This is a genomic window from Variovorax sp. YR752 (assembly GCF_943372545.1).
Genome location: NZ_CALRZC010000034.1, coordinates 20,820 through 38,929, shown reverse-complemented (window position 1 = coordinate 38,929; position 18,110 = coordinate 20,820). Strand labels below are relative to the sequence as shown.

The window sequence follows — 18,110 nt, the reverse complement described above, 5'->3', positions numbered from 1 at the left end:
CGGATGATAACGGGGCCGCGAACGGCGCCGCTTTATTGAAACAAAAATCAGCGCGGTAAGTCGCTGAATCCCATCAAGAATTCGTCGACAGAGCGCGCGGCCTGCCGGCCTTCGCGAATTGCCCACACCACCAGTGACTGTCCGCGACGAATGTCACCTGCAGCGAATACCTTGGGCACATTTGTAGCGTAGCCGCCGATGAAGTCGACCGTGGCGCGCGCGTTGCCGCGGGCGTCCTTCTCGACACCGAAGGCGTCCAGCACGGTGGCCACGGGGCTGATGAAGCCCATCGCCAGCAGCACCAGGTCGGCCTTGAGGATCTGCTCGCTGCCGGGCACTTCCTGCATCTTGCCGTCCTTCCATTCGACGCGAACGGTCTTCAGGCCGGTGACCTTGCCCTTTTCGCCGATGAACTCCTTGGTCGAGATGGCGAACTCACGCTCGCAACCTTCTTCGTGGCTGGAGCTGGTGCGCAGCTTGATCGGCCAGTAGGGCCAGGTCAGCGGGCGGTTCTCTTCTTCGGGCGGCTGCGGCATCAGTTCGAACTGCGTGACGCTCGCGGCGCCATGGCGGTTGCTGGTGCCCACGCAGTCGGAGCCGGTGTCGCCGCCGCCGATGACGATGACGTGCTTGCCGTCGGCGCGCAGCTGGCCCTTGACCTTGTCGCCCGCATTGACGCGGTTCTGCTGCGGCAGGAACTCCATCGCGAAATGGATGCCGTCGAGGTCGCGGCCGGGCACGGGCAGGTCGCGCGATTGCTCGGCGCCACCGGTGAGCACCACGGCGTCGAAGTCTTTCTGCAGCTGCTCGGGCGTGATGGTTTCCTTGGCCAGGTTAGTGACCTTGGAGCCCTTGCCCAGCGGGTCTTTCGCGGCACCGACCATGACGCCGGTGCGGAAGGTCACGCCCTCGGCCTTCATCTGCTCGACGCGGCGATCGATGTGCGTCTTCTCCATCTTGAAGTCGGGAATGCCGTAGCGCAGCAGGCCGCCGATGCGGTCGTTCTTCTCGAACAGGGTCACGTCGTGGCCGACGCGCGCCAGTTGCTGAGCCGCTGCCATGCCGGCGGGGCCGGCCCCGACCACGGCGACCTTCTTGCCGGTCTTGTGCTTGGCGACACGCGGCGCCACCCAGCCTTCGTCCCAGGCGCGGTCAATGATCGCGTGCTCCAGCGACTTGATGCCGACCGGGTCGTCGTTCACGTTGAGCACGCAGGCCGCCTCGCAAGGCGCGGGGCAGATGCGGCCGGTGAACTCGGGGAAGTTGTTGGTCGAGTCGAGCACCGCGAAGGCGTTCTGCCAGTCGTCGCGGTACACGAGGTCGTTGAAGTCCGGAATGATGTTGTTGACCGGGCAGCCGCTGTTGCAGAACGGCGTGCCGCAGTCCATGCAGCGTGCGCCCTGCACCTTGGCCTGGTCGGTGTTCAGGCCGACGACGAATTCCTTGTAGTGCTTGACGCGTTCTTCGACAGGCTTGTAGCCCTCTTCGACACGCTCATGCTCCATGAAGCCGGTGATTTTTCCCATCGTGCTGTCCTCTGTTCTTCGTATCTATGGCGCGCTCAGACGGCGGCCGTGGCGGGCGCAGCCAGTGCGTGCGGCTCGAGTCCCACGTGGGCGTTGTTGCCGCTGCTGGCCAGCTCGACCTGGCGGTCGTGCAGTTCGGCCAGGGCGCGCTTGTACTCGTTCGGGAACACCTTGACGAACTTGGTGCGCGACTCGGCCCAGTTGTCGAGCAGCTCGCGCGCGCGCTTGCTGCCGGTCCAGCGGTGGTGCTCTTCGAGCAGCTTCTTGAGCTGCGCTTCGTCGGTCTCGCCGCCGTGCCAGATCTTGCGATGCACGCTGGCGGTTTGCTCGGCCGAGGTCAGCACCTTGTCGAGCGACACCATCGAGAGGTTGCAACGCGTGGCGAACTGGCCGTCTTCGTCGTAGACGAAAGCCACGCCGCCGCTCATGCCGGCCGCGAAGTTGCGGCCCGTCTTGCCAAGCACGGCGACCGTGCCGCCCGTCATGTACTCGCAGCCGTGGTCGCCGGTGCCTTCGATGACGGCCGTGGCACCCGACAGGCGCACCGCGAAGCGTTCGCCGGCCACGCCGCACAGGTAGGCCTCGCCGGTCGTCGCGCCGTACAGCGCGGTGTTGCCGACGATGGTGTTGCGCACTGCTTCGCCGCGGAAGTCGAGGCTGGGACGCACCACCACGCGGCCGCCCGAGAGACCCTTGCCGGTGTAGTCGTTGGCGTCGCCGATCAGGTACAGCGTGATGCCGCGCGCCAGGAAGGCGCCGAACGACTGGCCGCCCGTGCCTTCGAGCTGGATGCGGATCGAGTCGTCGGGCAGGCCTTGCGGATGCACCTTGGTCAGTGCGCCGGAGAGCATAGCGCCCACCGAGCGGTTGACGTTGCGCGCCACCTCGATGAACTGGACCTTCTCGCCCTTGTCGATGGCGGGACGCGACTTCTCGATGAGCTTCACGTCGAGCGCGCGCTCGAGGCCGTGGTCCTGGTTCTCGACGTGGTAGCGCGGCACATCGGCCGGCACGATCGGCAGCGCGAACAGGCGGCTGAAATCGAGGCCCGAGGCCTTCCAGTGTTCGATGCCCTTGCGCATGTCGAGCAGGTCGGCGCGGCCGATCAGGTCGTCGAACTTGCGGATGCCCAGCTGGGCCATGATCTGGCGCACTTCTTCGGCAACGAAGAAGAAGTAGTTGACGACGTGCTCGGGCTTGCCCGAGAACTTCTTGCGAAGGATCGGGTCTTGCGTGGCCACGCCCACCGGGCAGGTGTTCAGGTGGCACTTGCGCATCATGATGCAGCCCTCGACCACCAGCGGAGCGGTCGCAAAGCCGAATTCGTCGGCACCCAGCAGCGCGCCGATGGCGACGTCGCGGCCGGTCTTCATCTGGCCGTCGGCCTGCACGCGGATGCGGCTGCGCAGGCGGTTGAGCACCAGCGTCTGCTGCGTTTCGGCCAGGCCGATTTCCCACGGGCTGCCCGCATGCTTGATCGACGACCAGGGCGAAGCGCCCGTGCCGCCGTCATGGCCGGCGATCACGACGTGGTCGCTCTTGCACTTGGCAACGCCCGCGGCGATGGTGCCGACGCCGATTTCGCTCACCAGCTTCACGCTGATGCTGGCGTGCGGCGCGGTGTTCTTCAGGTCGTGGATGAGCTGCGCCAGGTCCTCGATCGAGTAGATGTCGTGGTGCGGCGGCGGCGAGATGAGGCCCACGCCCGGCACGGCATAACGCTGCTTGCCGATGTACTCGGTGACCTTGCCGCCGGGCAGCTGACCGCCCTCGCCCGGCTTGGCACCTTGCGCCATCTTGATCTGGATCTGGTCGGCCGAGTGCAGGTACTCGGCGGTGACGCCGAAGCGGCCCGAGGCGACCTGCTTGATGCGCGAACGCAGCGAGTCGCCGTCCTTCAGCGGCAGGTCGACCTCGACGTTGGCCGCGCCGATCACGCTCTTGAGCGTGTCGCCCTGCTTGATCGGGATGCCCTTCAGTTCGTTGCGGTAGCGCGCGGGGTCTTCACCGCCTTCGCCCGTGTTGCTCTTGCCGCCGATGCGGTTCATGGCAATGGCGAGCGTGGCGTGTGCCTCGGTGCTGATCGAGCCCAGCGACATCGCGCCGGTGGCGAAGCGCTTGACGATCTCGGCAGCGGCTTCGACCTCGTCGACCGGAATGGCTTTGGCCGGATCGATCTTGAACTCGAACAGGCCGCGCAGCGTGAGGTGGCGGCGGTTCTGGTCGTTGATGAGCTGCGCGTATTCCTTGTACGTGTTCCAGTTGTTGGAGCGCGTGCTGTGCTGCAGCTTGGCGATGGCGTCGGGCGTCCACATGTGCTCTTCGCCGCGCGTGCGCCAGGCGTATTCGCCGCCGGCGTCGAGCATGTTGGCGAGCACCGGGTCGTCACCGAAGGCGGCCTTGTGCATGCGGATGGCTTCCTCGGCGATCTCGAAGACGCCGATGCCTTCCACGCGGCTGGCGGTGCCGGTGAAGTACTTGTTCACCGTTTCGGTGTTCAGGCCGATGGCTTCGAACAGCTGGGCGCCGCAGTAGCTCATGTAGGTGCTGACACCCATCTTCGACATGATCTTCGACAGGCCCTTGCCGATGGCCTTGACGTAGTTGTAGACCGCCTTCTCGGCGCTCAGGTCGCCCGGCAGGTCGGCGTGCATGGCCGCCAGCGTTTCCATCGCGAGGTACGGGTGCACGGCTTCGGCGCCGTAGCCGGCGAGCACGCCGAAGTGATGCACTTCGCGCGCCGAGCCGGTCTCGACGACGAGGCCGGCGGTGGTGCGCAGGCCTTCACGCACGAGGTACTGGTGCACAGCCGACAGCGCCAGCACGGCGGGGATCGCCACTTGCGTCGGGGCCACGCCGCGGTCGCTCACGATCAGGATGTTGTGGCCGCCCTTGATGGCGTCGACCGCTTCGGCGCACAGCGAGGCCAGCTTGGCTTCGACGCCTTCATCGCCCCAGCCCAGCGGGTAGGTGATGTCGAGCACGTAGCTCTTGAACTTGCCCTGCGTGTAGGTGCCGATGTCGCGCAGCTTCGCCATGTCGGCGAAGTCGAGAATCGGCTGGCTCACTTCGAGCCGCATCGGCGGGTTGACCTGGTTGATGTCCAGCAGGTTCGGCTTGGGGCCGATGAAGGACACGAGCGACATCACGATCGCTTCGCGGATCGGGTCGATCGGCGGGTTCGTGACCTGCGCGAACAGCTGCTTGAAGTAGTTGTACAGCGGCTTGTTCTTGCTGGAGAGCACGGCCAGCGGGCTGTCGTTGCCCATGGAGCCGATGCCTTCTTCGCCGGCCTGCGCCATCGGGCTCATCAGGAACTTGATGTCTTCCTGGGTGTAGCCGAAGGCCTGCTGGCGGTCGAGCAGCGCCACCTGGCTCACAGGGATCGCGGCCGGTTCGGCCTTGACGCTGTCGAGCTTGATGCGCAGGTTTTCGATCCACTGCTTGTAGGGCTTGCTGTTGGCGAGGGTGGACTTGACCTCCTCATCGTCGATCATGCGGCCCTGTTCCAGGTCGATGAGGAACATCTTGCCGGGCTGCAGGCGCCACTTGCGCACGATCTTCTGCTCGGGCACGGGCAGCACGCCCGACTCGGACGCCATGATGACCAGGTCGTCGTCGGTCACGCAGTAGCGCGAGGGGCGCAGGCCGTTGCGGTCGAGCGTGGCGCCGATCTGGCGGCCGTCGGTGAACACGATGGAGGCCGGGCCGTCCCACGGCTCGAGCATGGCGGCGTGGTACTCATAGAACGCGCGACGGCGCGTGTCCATGGTGGCGTGCTGTTCCCAGGGCTCGGGAATCATCATCATCACGGCCTGGCTGATCGGGTAGCCGGCCATCGTCAGCAGCTCGAGGCAGTTGTCGAAGGTGGCGGTGTCGGACTGGCCGGCGAAGCTGATCGGGTAGAGCTTCTGCAGGTCGGCGCCGAGCACGGGCGACGACATCACGCCTTCGCGTGCCTTCATCCAGTTGTAGTTGCCCTTGACCGTGTTGATTTCGCCGTTGTGGGCGACGTAGCGGTACGGGTGGGCCAGCGGCCACTCGGGGAAGGTGTTGGTCGAGAAGCGCTGGTGCACCAGGCCCAGGGCCGAGACGCAACGCTTGTCTTGCAGATCGAGAAAGTAGGTACCGACCTGGTCGGCCAGCAGCAGGCCCTTGTAGACCACGGTGCGGCTGGACATGCTTGGAACGTAGTATTCCTTGCTGTGCTTGAGCTTCAGGCGCTGGATGTTCGCGCTGGCGGTCTTGCGGATCACGTACAGCTTGCGCTCCAGCGCGTCCTGCACGATCACGTCGTTGCCGCGGCCGATGAAGATCTGGCGCAGCAGCGGTTCTTTTTCGCGCACGGTGGGCGACATGGGCATGTCGCGGTTGACCGGCACGTCGCGCCAGCCCAGCATCACCTGGCCTTCGGCCTTGATGGCGCGTTCCATCTCTTGCTCGCAGGCTTCGCGGGAGGCGTGTTCCTTGGGCAGGAAGATCATGCCGACGCCGTATTCGCCGGGCGGGGGCAGCGTGACGCCCTGCTTGGCCATTTCTTCGCGGTACAGCAGGTCGGGCAGCTGGATCAGGATGCCCGCGCCGTCGCCCATCAGCTTGTCGGCGCCGACGGCGCCGCGGTGGTCGAGGTTCTCGAGGATCTTCAGACCCTGCAACACGATGGCGTGGCTTTTCTCGCCCTTGATATGGGCGACGAAGCCGACGCCGCAGGCGTCGTGCTCATCGGCACCGGAATACAGACCGTGTTCTTGGAGGTGTTGAATCTCGGCAGCCGTCGTCATGGCGCGCTCCTTCAGTTTTCGCAGGGAAAGGGAGCATATTGCGATGCACAAAGAATGCCAAACACTTTAATGGGGGTCAGATTCCTATTAAATCTTGAGTTTTCTTGTCAGAATTAAATTAGGGACATATCAAAAATGAAAGCACGAAGCGCCACAGGCATGCGGCTCTCGGCCGTTTTCAGTCTTGATCTTTGGGGGATGCGGGCGGCCGGCCGGCCTTGGCCTTGATCACGCGGCGCTCGGTGGACTTCTGCAACGTGTCCAAAAAGTCACCATCGCCGGCCGCCCAGCCGCGCAGGGTGGCGTCGGTCAGGGCCTTCTGATCGGCCGCACGAACCCCGCCGCGCACCAGTTCGGCATACGCCGCCTCCCGCGCAAAGGGCGTGTTACCGAGTTCCCAGTACAGCGGATGCGGGGTCAGCAGCCGGTCTTGCCGCAGGCCGGCGTAGTGGCCGTGGCTGGACCAGGGGAAGTCGCGCGCCTCGGCGACCATCCCGGCGCGCACCGGGTTCAGGTCGATGTAGGCCATGCAGGTCAGCAGGTAGCGCTCGGTCTGGATCAGGGTCGATCTGTAGCGCCCTTCCCACAACGTGCCGCTGCGGCCGTGGCGGTCGTTGAAGTAGCGCACGTAGCTGCGCCCGACCGACTGCATGAACTGCGGCAGGCCCGCGGTGCTGTCGGGCGTGGCCAGCAGGTGGAAGTGGTTGTCCATCAGCACGTAGGCATGCAGCGCGATGCCGAAGCGCACGGCGTTCTCGGCCAGCAGGCCGAGCAGCTTTTCGTGGTCGGCACGGTCGACAAAGATCGGCTGGCGGTTGTTGCCACGCTGGATCACATGGTGCGGCATGCCGGCCAGCGTGAGACGGGGGAGACGGGCCATGGGGACGATGGACGACGCCGTCCGAATACTCAGTCGACGAGGCGGAAGCGCGTGTCGCCCAGCGTGTCGAGCCCGAACTGCGCCAGCAGCTCGCGCAGCCGCGTCGCCGCGCTCGCCTTGCGCTGGCCGGTGTAGCGCGCCAGGATCAGTTCGTTCTTCATGCTGTGCTCCCAGCCGACCAGCTCGGTGACGGTGACGCTGTAGCCGTTGGCTTCCAGGTACAGGCAGCGCAGCACGTTGGTGAGCTGGCTGCCGATCTCGCGCGTGTGCAGCGGATGGCGCCAGAGTTCGGCCAGCGGCGTGCGCGACAGGGCCAGCGCTTTGGTCTCGCGCAGGCAGGCCGCCACTTCGGCCTGGCAGCAGGGCACGAGCACCATGCAGCGCGCCTTCTTGGCAAGGCCGAAGGCAATGGCGTCGTCGGTGGCGGTGTCGCAGGCGTGCAGCGCGGTGACCACGTCGATCTGCGCGGGCAACTCGCTTGCCTGCGCCGACTCGGCCACGGTGAGGTTCAGGAACGACATGCGTCCGAAGCCCAGCTGCTGCGCCAGCGCGCGGGAGCGCTCGACCAGCTCGCTGCGCGTCTCGATGCCGTAGACATGGCCGCCCTGCCGCGCGCGGAAGAACAGGTCATAAATGATGAAGCCGAGGTACGACTTGCCGGCCCCGTGGTCGGCCAGCGTGGCCTCGGCGCCCTCACCCGGCAGCTCGCGCAGCAGCTGCTCGATGAACTGGAACAGGTGGTAGACCTGCTTGAGCTTGCGCCGCGAATCCTGGTTGAGCCGGCCTTCGCGCGTGAGGATGTGCAGCTCCTTGAGGAGCTCGACGGACTGGCCCGGCCGCAGGACTTCGGCCAGCTCGGCCTCGGCCTTGGCAGCCTTGTTTGTGGGGTGCGCTTTCGCGGGACGGGACATGGTGTTCTTGGTGTTCATGACGTGGCGCTTCCCGGGCCGACATCGAGCGCGGTCCAGCCGGCCGGGCCCAGGGCTTCGAGCGTCTCGATGTTGCGCTCGAAGATCGCCTCGGCCTCCGGAAAGGCTTCGACCGCACGGTCCATGCTGTCTTCACGCAGCAGGTGCAGCGTGGGGTACGGCGCGCGGTTGGTGGCGTTGGTGATGTCGTCGGGCTCGGTGCCGCCGAACTGGAAGTGCGGGTGAAAGCTGGCGAGTTGCAGCACGCCGTCGAAGCCCGCGCGAGCAAGCTTGCGCTCGGCGCGCTCCGTGAAATCGTTGAAGTCGAGAAAGTCCGCCAGGGCGTGAGGGACGATCAGCAGCGTGGTGTCGCGCACCTCGGCGTCGAGCGCGACGAGCGCACGGGCTTCAGCCAGCAGCGCATCGATGAGGCGGCCCTCGTGGGTGTCGAGGTAGGTGACGTAGTGGATCTGGCCCTTCACATGCACCGCCTTGGCGAAGGGGCACAGGTTGAGGCCGATCACGGCGCGTTCGAGCCAGCGACGGGTGTCGGCTTCGGCTTGTGCGGCGTCGAAGATGGCAGGGTCGTTCACGGCGTGGCCTCCGCTGCCTGGCGAATGCGACCGAGGCGCACGGCGACCGCCATGCCGGCGAGCGAACAGGCCAGCGTCGCGGTCCAGGTCCAGTGCCAACCGCCCACGCGGTGCGCCACCCAGGCTACCGCGGGCGGCGCCAGGAACTGGCCGAGCGACGACGCCTGCTGCATCAGGCCGACCGTGGTCGACACGGTGCTCGGCCCTGGTGCCAGCCGCACGCCCAGCAGGAAGAGCGTCGCCGGGATCATGCCGCCGCCGAGTGAAAAGGCGCAGATCGCGGCATAGCGCAGCGCGGGTGGCAGGCCCAGCGCCTCGGCCCCCTGCCCCACCTGCGCGAAGGCGGCGACACTGCCCAGCGCCATGGTCAGGAAGCCCCATTGCAGCAGGCGCTCGGGCGCCACGCCGCGTTGCAACCAGCGGCCGCCCATGAGGTTGCCGACGATGTTCATCGCCGCGGCGAGTGCGGTCAGCACCGCGCTCCAAGCGGCCGGCACCTTCGCGTCGGCGTAGATGGCGGGAAGAAAACCGATCACGGCCATCCACTGGGACGAGTACACGGCGAAGGTCAGCGCGATCAGCCACGGCGCGCGCGCGCCGACCGTCTCGCGCAGCCGCGAGGCCCAGCCGGACGATGTGGGCTGCAGGCTCGCGCCGGCCACCCGGGCCCGGTCGCGCGGTACCGCCAGCCACACCCAGAGTGCCGCACCGGCCGACACGAGCGACAGCGTCCACCACCAGTCGGCCCATCCGCCCCAGGCAATGAGGGCCGGACCGATGAGCAGCGCGAGCGCCACGCCGAGCGGCATGTAGGCGCCCCACAGGCCCAGCGCGGCCTTGTCGGCGCCCGCGGGCGTCAGTGCGCGGATGAGTCCCGGACCGGGCATCACCGCCATCAGGAAGCCGATGCCTTCGGCTGCGCGCAGCACGAACAGCCAGAGCACCGCGTGCGACTCGCCCATCAGGCCGGCGCCGACGGCGCCGCCCAGCAGGCTGGCCGTGGTCAGCACCGCCAGCCCGACGAGCATGCTGCGACGCAGGCCGATCGAATCGGCCGCGAGCCCGGCCAGCAGGCCCAGCGTCATGCTCGCGACCTGGACCAGCGAGAGCAGGAAACCGGCTTCGACCAGGTCGATGCCGAGCGACGCCTGCAGCGCCGGCACGGCGGGCGGCAGCTTGCCCAGGTGCAGCGCGGCGCTGACGCCGCCCAGCACGACGGCGAAGGCCGCAGCGGGCACGCGGGCCGACGCACTGCTCGAGCGCACAGCCGCCGTCATGCGATGCCCCGGCGGCCGGTCAGCCGCTCGTGCTCGCGCATGGCGAAGCGGTCGGTCATGCCGGCGATGTAGTCGGCCACGGCGCGGTGCCGATCGCGACGCTCGGCGTACGACGCGGGCATCTCGGTGCCGCGCGCGAGATAGGCATCGAACAGCTCGCGCACGACCTCGCTCGCCTGGTCGGTGGTCTGCGTGACCTGCGGGTGGCGGTAGAGGTTGCGGAACAGGAACTGCTTGAGCGTCTCCGACTGCGCCTGCATGGCGCCGCTGAAGGCCACCAGCGGCGGCGCCTGGCGCACAGCGTCGGCATCGGCGGGGCCCAGCGCCTCGATGGCCGCGCGCGTCGTGTCGATCACGTCGTAGACCTGCGCGCTGAGCATGCGGCGGATGGTTTCATAGAGCACGCGCCGGCCCTGGCCCGGCAGCTGCGGATGCTCGGCGAGCGCTTCGCGGCGGTAACGCTCGAACAGCTCCACGTCGGCCAGTTGCTCGACGCTGATCAGGCCCGAGCGCACGCCGTCGTCGATGTCGTGCGCGTTGTAGGCGATGGCGTCGGCCAGGTTGCACAGCTGGGCTTCGAGCCCCGGCTGCGTGCGGTCGAGAAAGCGGCGCGCCACGCCCTGCGGCTCGGCGGCCTCGATGCGTTCGGCGTTGGCGCGCGAGCAGTGCTTGAGGATGCCCTCGCGTGTTTCGAAGCTGAGGTTCAGGCCGTCGTACTGCGGATAGCGGTGCTCCAGTGCATCGACCACACGCAGGCTCTGCAGGTTGTGCTCGAAGCCGCCGTGTTCGGCCATGCAGGCGTTGAGCGCGTCCTGGCCGGCGTGGCCGAAAGGTGTGTGGCCGAGGTCGTGGGCCAGCGCAATCGCCTCGACCAGGTCCTCGTTGAGTCGCAGGGCGCGCGCGACGGAACGGCCCAGCTGCGCGACTTCGAGCGAATGCGTGAGCCGCGTCCGGAACAGATCGCCCTCGTGGTTCAGGAAGACCTGGGTCTTGTAGACCAGCCGGCGGAAGGCCGTGGAGTGGACGATGCGGTCGCGGTCGCGCTGGAAGGCGTCGCGCGTGGGCGCGGGCGGCTCCGCGTGGCGCCGTCCGCGCGAGCGGGCGGGGTGGCAAGCGTACGCCGCAAGGCTCATGCCGCGCAGCACTGCGCGAGCACGTCGCGCACCATCGCGTCGGGCGCGCTGCGCACGACGGCGGAGCCGGGTCGGTCGATCACCACGAAGCGGATCTCGCCGGCTTCCGATTTCTTGTCGACGCGCATCAGCTCGAGGTAGCGCTCCGCGCCCAGTGCCGGCCCGACGATGGGCAGGCCGGCCCGTTCGATCAGGCGCATGAGCCGCGCGACGAAGGCCGCGTCGACGCCGCCCAGCCGCTGCGACAGCTGCGCCGCCATGACCATCCCGCAGCCGACGGCCTCGCCGTGCAGCCACTCGCCGTAGCCCAGGCCCGACTCGATGGCATGGCCGAAGGTGTGGCCGAAATTGAGGATGGCGCGCAAGCCGGTCTCGCGCTCGTCCTGGCCAACCACCAGCGCCTTGATCTCGCAGCTGCGCTTGACGGCATGGGCCAGCGCGGCCGGATCGCGCGCCACCAGCGCTTCGATGTTCGACTCGATCCAGTCGAAGAAGGCCATGTCGTAGATCGGGCCGTACTTGATGACTTCGGCCAGGCCGGCGCTCAATTCGCGCGGGGGCAGCGTCTGCAGCGTGTCCAGGTCGCACAGCACGAGTTGCGGCTGGTAGAACGCGCCGATCATGTTCTTGCCCAGCGGGTGGTTGATGGCCGTCTTGCCGCCCACCGACGAATCGACCTGCGCCAGCAGCGTGGTCGGCACCTGCACGAAGGGCACGCCGCGCATGTAACTGGCGGCCGCGAAACCCGTCATGTCGCCCACCACCCCGCCGCCGAGCGCGAACAGCACCGTCTTGCGGTCGCTGCCGTGGCCCAGGAGGGCGTCGAAGATCAGGTTGAGCGTTTCGAGGTTCTTGTGCACCTCGCCATCGGGCAGTTCGAGCAGATGAACCGTGCGAAAGCGGCCGGCCAGCACGGTCCGCAAGGCCTGGGCATAGAGCGGCGCCACGGTGGTGTTGCTGACGATCAATGCGCTCGCGGCCGCGGGAACGACGCCGAAGCTGGCGGGGTCTTCCAGCAGGCCGCCACCGATCAGGATCGGGTAGCTGCGCTCGCCGAGCTGGATCTCGACGCGCTCGGGCTGTGATGGGGCGGAAAGTGCGGGCGAAACGGACAGGGACATGGCCGCGAGTTTAGGCGCTCGGGCCTGCCGGGGTCAGTCGGAGGGCTCTTCCGGATGGGCGCCGGGCTCGACCACACCCGCCAGTTCCAGTTGCATCACGATGAGGTTGACGAGCACCGCAATGGACGGGCGACCGGTGTCAACCACGTCGTGGGCTGTTTCCCGATAGAACGGGTCGCGTGCGTCGTGCAACTCGCGCAACCGGCCCAGCGGATCGGCCACCTGCAGCAACGGGCGCTTGACGTCGTGGCGCAGGCGCCGGAACAGGTCTTCGGGCGAGGAGCGCAGGTAGATGACGTGGAAATGATCGCGCAACTGCTGGCGGTTGGCCTCGCGCAGCACGGCGCCACCGCCTGTCGCCAGCACGCCGTGGGGGCTGGCGGCCAGGTCGGCGATGACCGCCTGCTCGATGTCGCGGAAGGCGGTTTCGCCCTCGCGATCGAAGAAATCACGGATCGTGCAGCCGATGCGCTGCTCGATCACGTGATCCGTGTCGATGAAGGGAGTGTTCAGCCGGGCGCCCAAGCGCCGGCCCACTGCGGACTTTCCGGCGCCGGGCAACCCGACAAGTGCGACCGCCACGCGGTGGCTGCTACGCCCGCGCGTCAGCGCGCGGCGTTGCGGTCGGTAATCATCTTCGGGGTGATAAAGACGAGCATTTCAGTCTTGTTGGCAACGCGTTCGCGCTTGCGGAACAATGCCCCCATGTAGGGGATTTCACCCAGCACCGGCACGCGCGATTCGTCATTGGTTTCGGTGAGTTCGAAGATACCACCGATGACGACCGTGCCGCCGTTCTCGACCAGCACCTCGGTTTGCACGTGCTTGGTGTTGATGGCCGGGCCTGCCGACGTGTTGACGCCGCGGGCGTCCTTGCTCACGTCCAGCGTCAGGATGATGTTGCCTTCGGGCGTGATCTGCGGTGTGACTTCGAGCTTGAGCACCGCCTTGCGGAATGAGATCGAGGTGGCGCCGCTGGACGTGGCCTGCTGGTAGGGAATTTCCTCGCCCTGCTCGATCAGCGCCTTGGTCTGGTCGGCCGTGATGACGCGGGGGCTGGACACCAGCTTGCCCTTGCCGTCGGCTTCGAGCGCCGAGATTTCGAGGTTCAGCATGCGCGACAAGCTCGAGTTGAACAGCGAGATTGCGAAGGTGCCGGCCGAGTTGCCCGTGCCGCCGGCATCGCCTGCGGGCAGGTTGATGAAGTTGGAGTTGGTCCAGGTGGCTGCTGCGGCGCCGACGCCGCCGGTGGTGGCAGGCATGACGCCGAAGGTGCCGTATGCCGGATTGCCGTTGGCCGACGCGACGCGTTCGCGGGAGATACCGCCGCCCATCCGCACGCCGAGCGACTTGCCGAAGGTGTCCGAGGCTTCCACGATGCGCGCTTCGATCAGCACCTGCCGAACGGGAATGTCCAGCTTCTGGATCAGATCGGTGACCTGGGCCAGGCGCGAGGGGATGTCCGAAACAAACAGCTGATTCGTCCGCGCTTCAGCAATCACGCTACCGCGAGGGCTCAGGATGCGCGAGGTCGTGCCGCCACCGCCACCGCCACCGCCCGCCGATGCACCCGTGCCCGTCAGACCTTGCGCAATCGCAATGGCCTTCGTGTAGTTCAGCTGAAACGACTGCGTCCGCAGCGGCTCCAGGTTCTCGATCGCCGCCTTGGCTTCGAACTCGAGCTTTTCCTTGGCGTTGATCTCATCCTTGGGCGCGATCCACAGCACGCTGCCGTTCTTGCGCATGCCCAGGTTCTTCGCCTGCATGATGATGTCGAGCGCTTGGTCCCAAGGCACGTCCTTCAGCCGCAGCGTCAGCGCACCGCTGACCGAGTCGGAGGTCACGATGTTGAAGTTCGTGAAGTCGGCAATCACCTGCAGCAGCGAGCGAATCTCGATGTTCTGGAAGTTGAGCGACAGCTTCTCGCCGTTGTAGCCGACACCCTGCGTGAGCTTGCTCGGATCGATCTTGCGGGCGCGAACTTCCACCACGAACTGGTTTTCGCTCTGGTAGGCACTGTGTTCCCAGTCACCCTTGGCATCGATCGTCATGCGCACGCGGTCACCCGATTGCTGCGAGGTGATCAACTGCACGGGCGTTCCGAAATCGGCCACATCCAGGCGGCGGCGCAGGCCTTCGGGCAGCGTCGACTTGGTGAATTCCACGATCAGGCTCTTGCCTTGCTGCTTCACATCGACGCCGACCTGGTTGTTCGGCAGGTCGACGAGCACGCGGCCCGTGCTGTCGGCGCCCAGACGGAAGTCGACGTCGCGCAACGGCAGGGTATCGCGGTTGCGGTTCTCAGCAAAAGTGGTTGCAGCGGAAGCCACCAGCGCAGTTCCAGCCACTGGCTCGAGCACCACCAGCAGCGACTTGCCCTGGATCTCGGCCTTGTAAGCAGTAGCCTGCTTCAGGTTCAGCACCACGCGGCTGCGATCACCGGCCTGCACCACGTTGACCGAGCGCAGGTTGCCCTGGTTCACCTCAATGGCCGAGCGCCCGATGGCGTTTGTCACGCCCGGGAAGTCCAGCGCGATGCGCGCTGGCGTCTGCACGGAGAACCCGGCGGGCACGGCGGTGAGCGGTTGCGCCAGATCGATGCGGATCACTTCCGCGCCCGACTGGGTCGAGCTCGTCACCGACTCGATCGCGTTTTGCGCATGGGCGACGGCCAGGGCACCGAAAGCCAGCAGACCCAGCCCGGCGGCGCGCAGCCACTGTGCCATCGTTGATTTTTTTTGGTTCATTTCGCACTCTCTTGCAACTGCAGCGTGGCTACGCGTTCGATCCATTCGCCCGCGGCGTCCTGCACGATCTCGCGCAGAGCGACTTCGGTTTCGTTGATACGGGTGATGCGCCCGTAGTTGAGGCCCAGGTACTCACCGACCCGCACCTTGTAGAGCAGCTTGTCCACACGCACGAGCGCCACCGGCTGGCCGTTGCGGTTCATGCTGCCGACCATCGCCATCGTGTCGAGCGGGAACGCTTCGAGCGCCTCCTTGCGGCGCGCCAGTTCCGGCGCGATCAGCTCGGACGTGCTCGGCTGGTTCGACTCCCGGCGCAGCGCCTGGGTCAGCTTCAGCATGTTGAAAGGCTCGAAGGACGAGGCTTCGGTGTAGGCCTGCGGCGTGAACTTCTTGGGCTCCGAGATCGGCGGCACCGAAGGCTTCACCTGGGCGCGCTCCTCGACCATCCAGCGCTGCAGGTCTTCCTGGTCTGAATCGCCGCAGGCGCTCAGGCCCAGGGTGGCCAGTGCCAGCCACAGAACTTTGGCGACCGGCTTCATTTCTTCGCCTTCGGCGCCGTGGCGCGTTTCTGGGCGGCCCGCTCGTCTTCATCGAGATAGCGGTAGGTGCGCGCGGTGGCGTCCATCGTCAGCACGTCCTTGTCCTTCTGCGGTGTGACGGTCACGTTGTTGAGCGTCACGATGCGCGACAGGCTGGCCACATCGGCCGCGAAGGCGCCCATGTCGTGGTAGCGGCCCGTGACGCGCACGGCGATCGGCAGCTCGGCGTAGTAATCCTTGACCGAGACCTGGCCCGGGCGGAACAGCTCGAATTGCAGGCTGCGGCCGAGTCCGGCCTGGTTGATGTCGGAAAGCAGCGCATCCATTTCTGCCTTGCTGGGCAGTTGCTTCTCGAGAAGGATCACGTACTGCTGCACTTGCTCGCGCTGTTTCTTCAACAGATCGAGGTTGGCGGCCTGCGCCACCTTCTTCTTGTAGTCAGCCCGGAGCGTCACTTCCTTGGCGCGCTCGGCTTCGAGCTCGTCGTTCGAGTTCGTGAGCCAGAGAAACCACAGGCCTGCGAGCGCCAACGCGGTCACAGCCAAGCACAGCGCGTAGCGCGGCACCGCCGGCCACATCGAAGGATCGTTCGGATTCAGTCCGCGGAACTGGTCGCCGAAGTTCCGCAGTGCGGTGGCGACGTCGACTTTGGGGAGGGATCGGTTGCTGATGGCCATGATCGGTTACCCCTTCGCCTGCGCCTTGGCGGCCAGGGCCTTCTCGGCCTCCGCCTTCTGGGCATCGGTGGGCCGCTTGAGGCCGATGCGCATCGTGAAGTTGGCCACACGGCGCTGGTCGCGCTGGCTCAGGTTCACGTTGGCCGAAGTGATTTCGACCAGCTCGGGCTTCACCAGCCAGGGACTGTTGTTGCCGAGGTTGCGCAGCAGTTCGGACACGCGTTCGTTCGATTGCGCCATGCCTTGCAGGGTCACGGTCTGGTTGTCCTGCTTCATGCTGGTCAGATAGACGCCGTCGGGCAGTTGCCGGACGAGTTCGTTGAGCAGGTGAACCGGCAGGTTGCGGTCGCCTTGCAGGTCTTCCACAGCCAGCTGACGCGCACGCAGGGCCGCGATTTCGTCCTGCAGCGTCGAGATCTCCTTGATCTCGACTTCGAGCTTCTTGATCTCGGCCTGCAGGAAACCATTCTTCGATTGCTGGCCCGAAATCTGGGCTTCGAACCAGAGGTAACCGAGGCCGGCGATCAGAACACCCAGCAATGCGGCGCCACCCAAGGTGCCGTAGAAAGCCTCGCGACGGCGCTTGCGCGCGGCTTCGCGGTGCGGGAGCAGATTGATCAGGATCACTGCAGGAACCTCCGCATGGCCAGGCCGCACGAGGTCAGATAGGAAGGCGCTTCGCGGCGGACCTTCTTCTCACGGATGCTGGGGCCGAAGTCCATGCCGTCGAACGGGTTCACGAGCGAGCAGGCGAACGAGGTCTGACGCGTGACGGCATTGGTCAGCCCTGGCAACGACGACGAGCCACCCGCCAGCAGCACGTAGTCCACGCGGTTGTGCGGCGTGCTGGTGAAAAAGAACTGCAGCGCCCGCGCGATTTCCTGCGCGATGCTTTCGACGAAGGGCTTGAGCACGCCCGAGCCGTAGTCGTCGGGCAGGTCGCCACTGCGCTTCTTGGCTTCGGCTTCCTCTGCGGAGAATCCGTACTGGCGCACGATCAGTTGGCTCAACTGCGCGCCACCGAAGGCCTGGTCGCGGTCGTACAGCACTTCCTGGTTGCGCAGCACCTGCATGCTGGTCGTGAAGGCGCCCACCTCGAACAGCGCCACGATCGCGTCCACGCCCTTGCCCGGGAGCTGTTCGATCAGTCGCGCCGTAGCCAGGCGCGAGGCGTACGACTCGACATCGAGAATCATCGCTTTGAGGCCCGCGGCTTCCGCCAGGCCTTCGCGGTCCTGCACCTTCTCTTTGCGGGAGGCGGCGATCAGCACTTCCACGTCGCCGACAGACGACGTGCTCGGGCCCGTCACGCAGAAGTCGAGGCTGACTTCATCGAGCGAAAACGGGATGTACTGGTTGGCTTCGGACTCGACCTGGATTTCGAGCTCCTGCTCGCTCATGCCGCCCGGAAGAATGATCTTCTTGGTGATGACAGCTGAAGGTGGCAGCGCCAGCGCAACGTTGCGGGTCTTGGTGCCGCTCTTGCGCACGACACGGCGCACGGCTTCGGCCACTTCGTCGAATTTTTCGACGTTGCCGTCGGTGATCCAGCCGCGTTCGAGCGGCTCGATGGCGCAGCGCTCCAGAACCAGCTTGCCGCTGGCCTCGCGGCCGAGCTCCACCAGCTTCACGCTGGACGAACTGACGTCCAGTCCCAGCAGGGGGGCGTTTTGACGACGAAACAATGATCCAAGAGCAGCCAAGTTAGGTCCCTCTCCCCCTGTTATTTGTAACCAATGGAAAAATATGCGTTCGGTTGCATGCTAGCAGCAGGCACTGCGCCCACCAAGCGTGCAGAAAGCCCGGAATCGACAACCGTTGTCAAAACGTGACGTCAAAGCCGCATTCTGTAACTTTCTGCTTAGCCCCGGGGGAGGGAATGCGCGAGGTAACAAAGATCCGGGCGCGCGGAGGGGGCGGCTTTTTAT

Annotated in this window: 14 protein-coding genes; all 14 read right to left on the bottom strand. The window is 66.3% G+C overall.

Translation table 11 applies throughout. The features are described 5' to 3' along the window. Positions 1 to 47 precede the first annotated feature (47 nt). Positions 48 to 1,526: a glutamate synthase subunit beta gene (locus AAG801_RS10965; RefSeq protein WP_341888403.1), complete on the bottom strand. Its 1,479-nt coding sequence runs from the start codon at positions 1,524 to 1,526 to the stop codon at positions 48 to 50. A 35-nt stretch (positions 1,527 to 1,561) separates the two neighbouring features. Next, the gene (locus AAG801_RS10960; protein ID WP_341888402.1) at positions 1,562 to 6,307 is read right to left on the bottom strand and encodes a glutamate synthase-related protein; all 4,746 of its coding nucleotides are present in this window, start codon (positions 6,305 to 6,307) and stop codon (positions 1,562 to 1,564) included. A 178-nt stretch (positions 6,308 to 6,485) separates the two neighbouring features. Next, positions 6,486 to 7,187, bottom strand: coding sequence for a transposase (locus AAG801_RS10955; RefSeq protein WP_341888401.1), 702 nt, complete (start codon positions 7,185 to 7,187; stop codon positions 6,486 to 6,488). A 29-nt stretch (positions 7,188 to 7,216) separates the two neighbouring features. Continuing rightward, positions 7,217 to 8,098: an SAM-dependent methyltransferase gene (locus AAG801_RS10950; protein WP_101491303.1), complete on the bottom strand. Its 882-nt coding sequence runs from the start codon at positions 8,096 to 8,098 to the stop codon at positions 7,217 to 7,219. Positions 8,099 to 8,112: 14 nt separating this feature from the next. Beyond that, on the bottom strand, positions 8,113 to 8,688 hold the full coding sequence (locus tag AAG801_RS10945; RefSeq protein WP_341888400.1) for a DUF1415 domain-containing protein: 576 nt from the start codon (positions 8,686 to 8,688) through the stop codon (positions 8,113 to 8,115). Then, the gene (locus AAG801_RS10940; RefSeq protein ID WP_341888399.1) at positions 8,685 to 9,965 is read right to left on the bottom strand and encodes an MFS transporter; all 1,281 of its coding nucleotides are present in this window, start codon (positions 9,963 to 9,965) and stop codon (positions 8,685 to 8,687) included. The genes AAG801_RS10945 and AAG801_RS10940 overlap by 4 nt, the downstream gene beginning before the upstream one ends. Continuing rightward, the gene (locus AAG801_RS10935) at positions 9,962 to 11,098 is read right to left on the bottom strand and encodes a deoxyguanosinetriphosphate triphosphohydrolase (protein WP_341888398.1); all 1,137 of its coding nucleotides are present in this window, start codon (positions 11,096 to 11,098) and stop codon (positions 9,962 to 9,964) included. Before AAG801_RS10935 ends, AAG801_RS10940 begins: the two co-directional genes overlap by 4 nt. Then, positions 11,095 to 12,219 carry a 3-dehydroquinate synthase gene (aroB, locus tag AAG801_RS10930; RefSeq protein ID WP_341888397.1) on the bottom strand — a complete coding sequence of 375 codons (1,125 nt, stop codon included), beginning with the start codon at positions 12,217 to 12,219 and terminating at the stop codon, positions 11,095 to 11,097. The genes AAG801_RS10935 and aroB overlap by 4 nt, the downstream gene beginning before the upstream one ends. 33 nt (positions 12,220 to 12,252) lie before the next feature. Further along, positions 12,253 to 12,801, bottom strand: coding sequence for a shikimate kinase (locus AAG801_RS10925; RefSeq protein WP_341888396.1), 549 nt, complete (start codon positions 12,799 to 12,801; stop codon positions 12,253 to 12,255). A 23-nt stretch (positions 12,802 to 12,824) separates the two neighbouring features. Further along, on the bottom strand, positions 12,825 to 14,966 hold the full coding sequence (locus AAG801_RS10920) for a type IV pilus secretin PilQ (RefSeq protein ID WP_341888395.1): 2,142 nt from the start codon (positions 14,964 to 14,966) through the stop codon (positions 12,825 to 12,827). Beyond that, the gene (locus AAG801_RS10915; protein ID WP_153280468.1) at positions 14,963 to 15,505 is read right to left on the bottom strand and encodes a pilus assembly protein PilP; all 543 of its coding nucleotides are present in this window, start codon (positions 15,503 to 15,505) and stop codon (positions 14,963 to 14,965) included. Before AAG801_RS10915 ends, AAG801_RS10920 begins: the two co-directional genes overlap by 4 nt. After that, positions 15,502 to 16,182, bottom strand: a complete 681-nt coding sequence (locus tag AAG801_RS10910) for a type 4a pilus biogenesis protein PilO (protein ID WP_101491019.1) — start codon at positions 16,180 to 16,182, stop codon at positions 15,502 to 15,504. Before AAG801_RS10910 ends, AAG801_RS10915 begins: the two co-directional genes overlap by 4 nt. A 6-nt stretch (positions 16,183 to 16,188) precedes the next feature. Beyond that, positions 16,189 to 16,809, bottom strand: coding sequence for a PilN domain-containing protein (locus AAG801_RS10905; RefSeq protein ID WP_192195135.1), 621 nt, complete (start codon positions 16,807 to 16,809; stop codon positions 16,189 to 16,191). Then, complete coding sequence (locus AAG801_RS10900; RefSeq protein ID WP_341888394.1) at positions 16,806 to 17,885, bottom strand: pilus assembly protein PilM; 1,080 nt, start codon at positions 17,883 to 17,885, stop codon at positions 16,806 to 16,808. Before AAG801_RS10900 ends, AAG801_RS10905 begins: the two co-directional genes overlap by 4 nt. Between the last annotated feature and the right edge of the window lie 225 nt (positions 17,886 to 18,110).

What these genes read in the sequence shown, in the direction of transcription:
- AAG801_RS10965 (WP_341888403.1), bottom strand. Translation starts at nt 1,526, where the DNA reads ATGGGAAAAATCACCGGCTTCATGGAGCATGAGCGTGTCGAAGAGGGC.
- AAG801_RS10960 (WP_341888402.1), bottom strand. Translation starts at nt 6,307, where the DNA reads ATGACGACGGCTGCCGAGATTCAACACCTCCAAGAACACGGTCTGTAT.
- AAG801_RS10955 (WP_341888401.1), bottom strand. Translation starts at nt 7,187, where the DNA reads ATGGCCCGTCTCCCCCGTCTCACGCTGGCCGGCATGCCGCACCATGTG.
- AAG801_RS10950 (WP_101491303.1), bottom strand. Translation starts at nt 8,098, where the DNA reads ATGTCCCGTCCCGCGAAAGCGCACCCCACAAACAAGGCTGCCAAGGCC.
- AAG801_RS10940 (WP_341888399.1), bottom strand. Translation starts at nt 9,965, where the DNA reads ATGACGGCGGCTGTGCGCTCGAGCAGTGCGTCGGCCCGCGTGCCCGCT.
- AAG801_RS10935 (WP_341888398.1), bottom strand. Translation starts at nt 11,098, where the DNA reads ATGAGCCTTGCGGCGTACGCTTGCCACCCCGCCCGCTCGCGCGGACGG.
- aroB (WP_341888397.1), bottom strand. Translation starts at nt 12,219, where the DNA reads ATGTCCCTGTCCGTTTCGCCCGCACTTTCCGCCCCATCACAGCCCGAG.
- AAG801_RS10920 (WP_341888395.1), bottom strand. Translation starts at nt 14,966, where the DNA reads ATGAACCAAAAAAAATCAACGATGGCACAGTGGCTGCGCGCCGCCGGG.
- AAG801_RS10915 (WP_153280468.1), bottom strand. Translation starts at nt 15,505, where the DNA reads ATGAAGCCGGTCGCCAAAGTTCTGTGGCTGGCACTGGCCACCCTGGGC.
- AAG801_RS10910 (WP_101491019.1), bottom strand. Translation starts at nt 16,182, where the DNA reads ATGGCCATCAGCAACCGATCCCTCCCCAAAGTCGACGTCGCCACCGCA.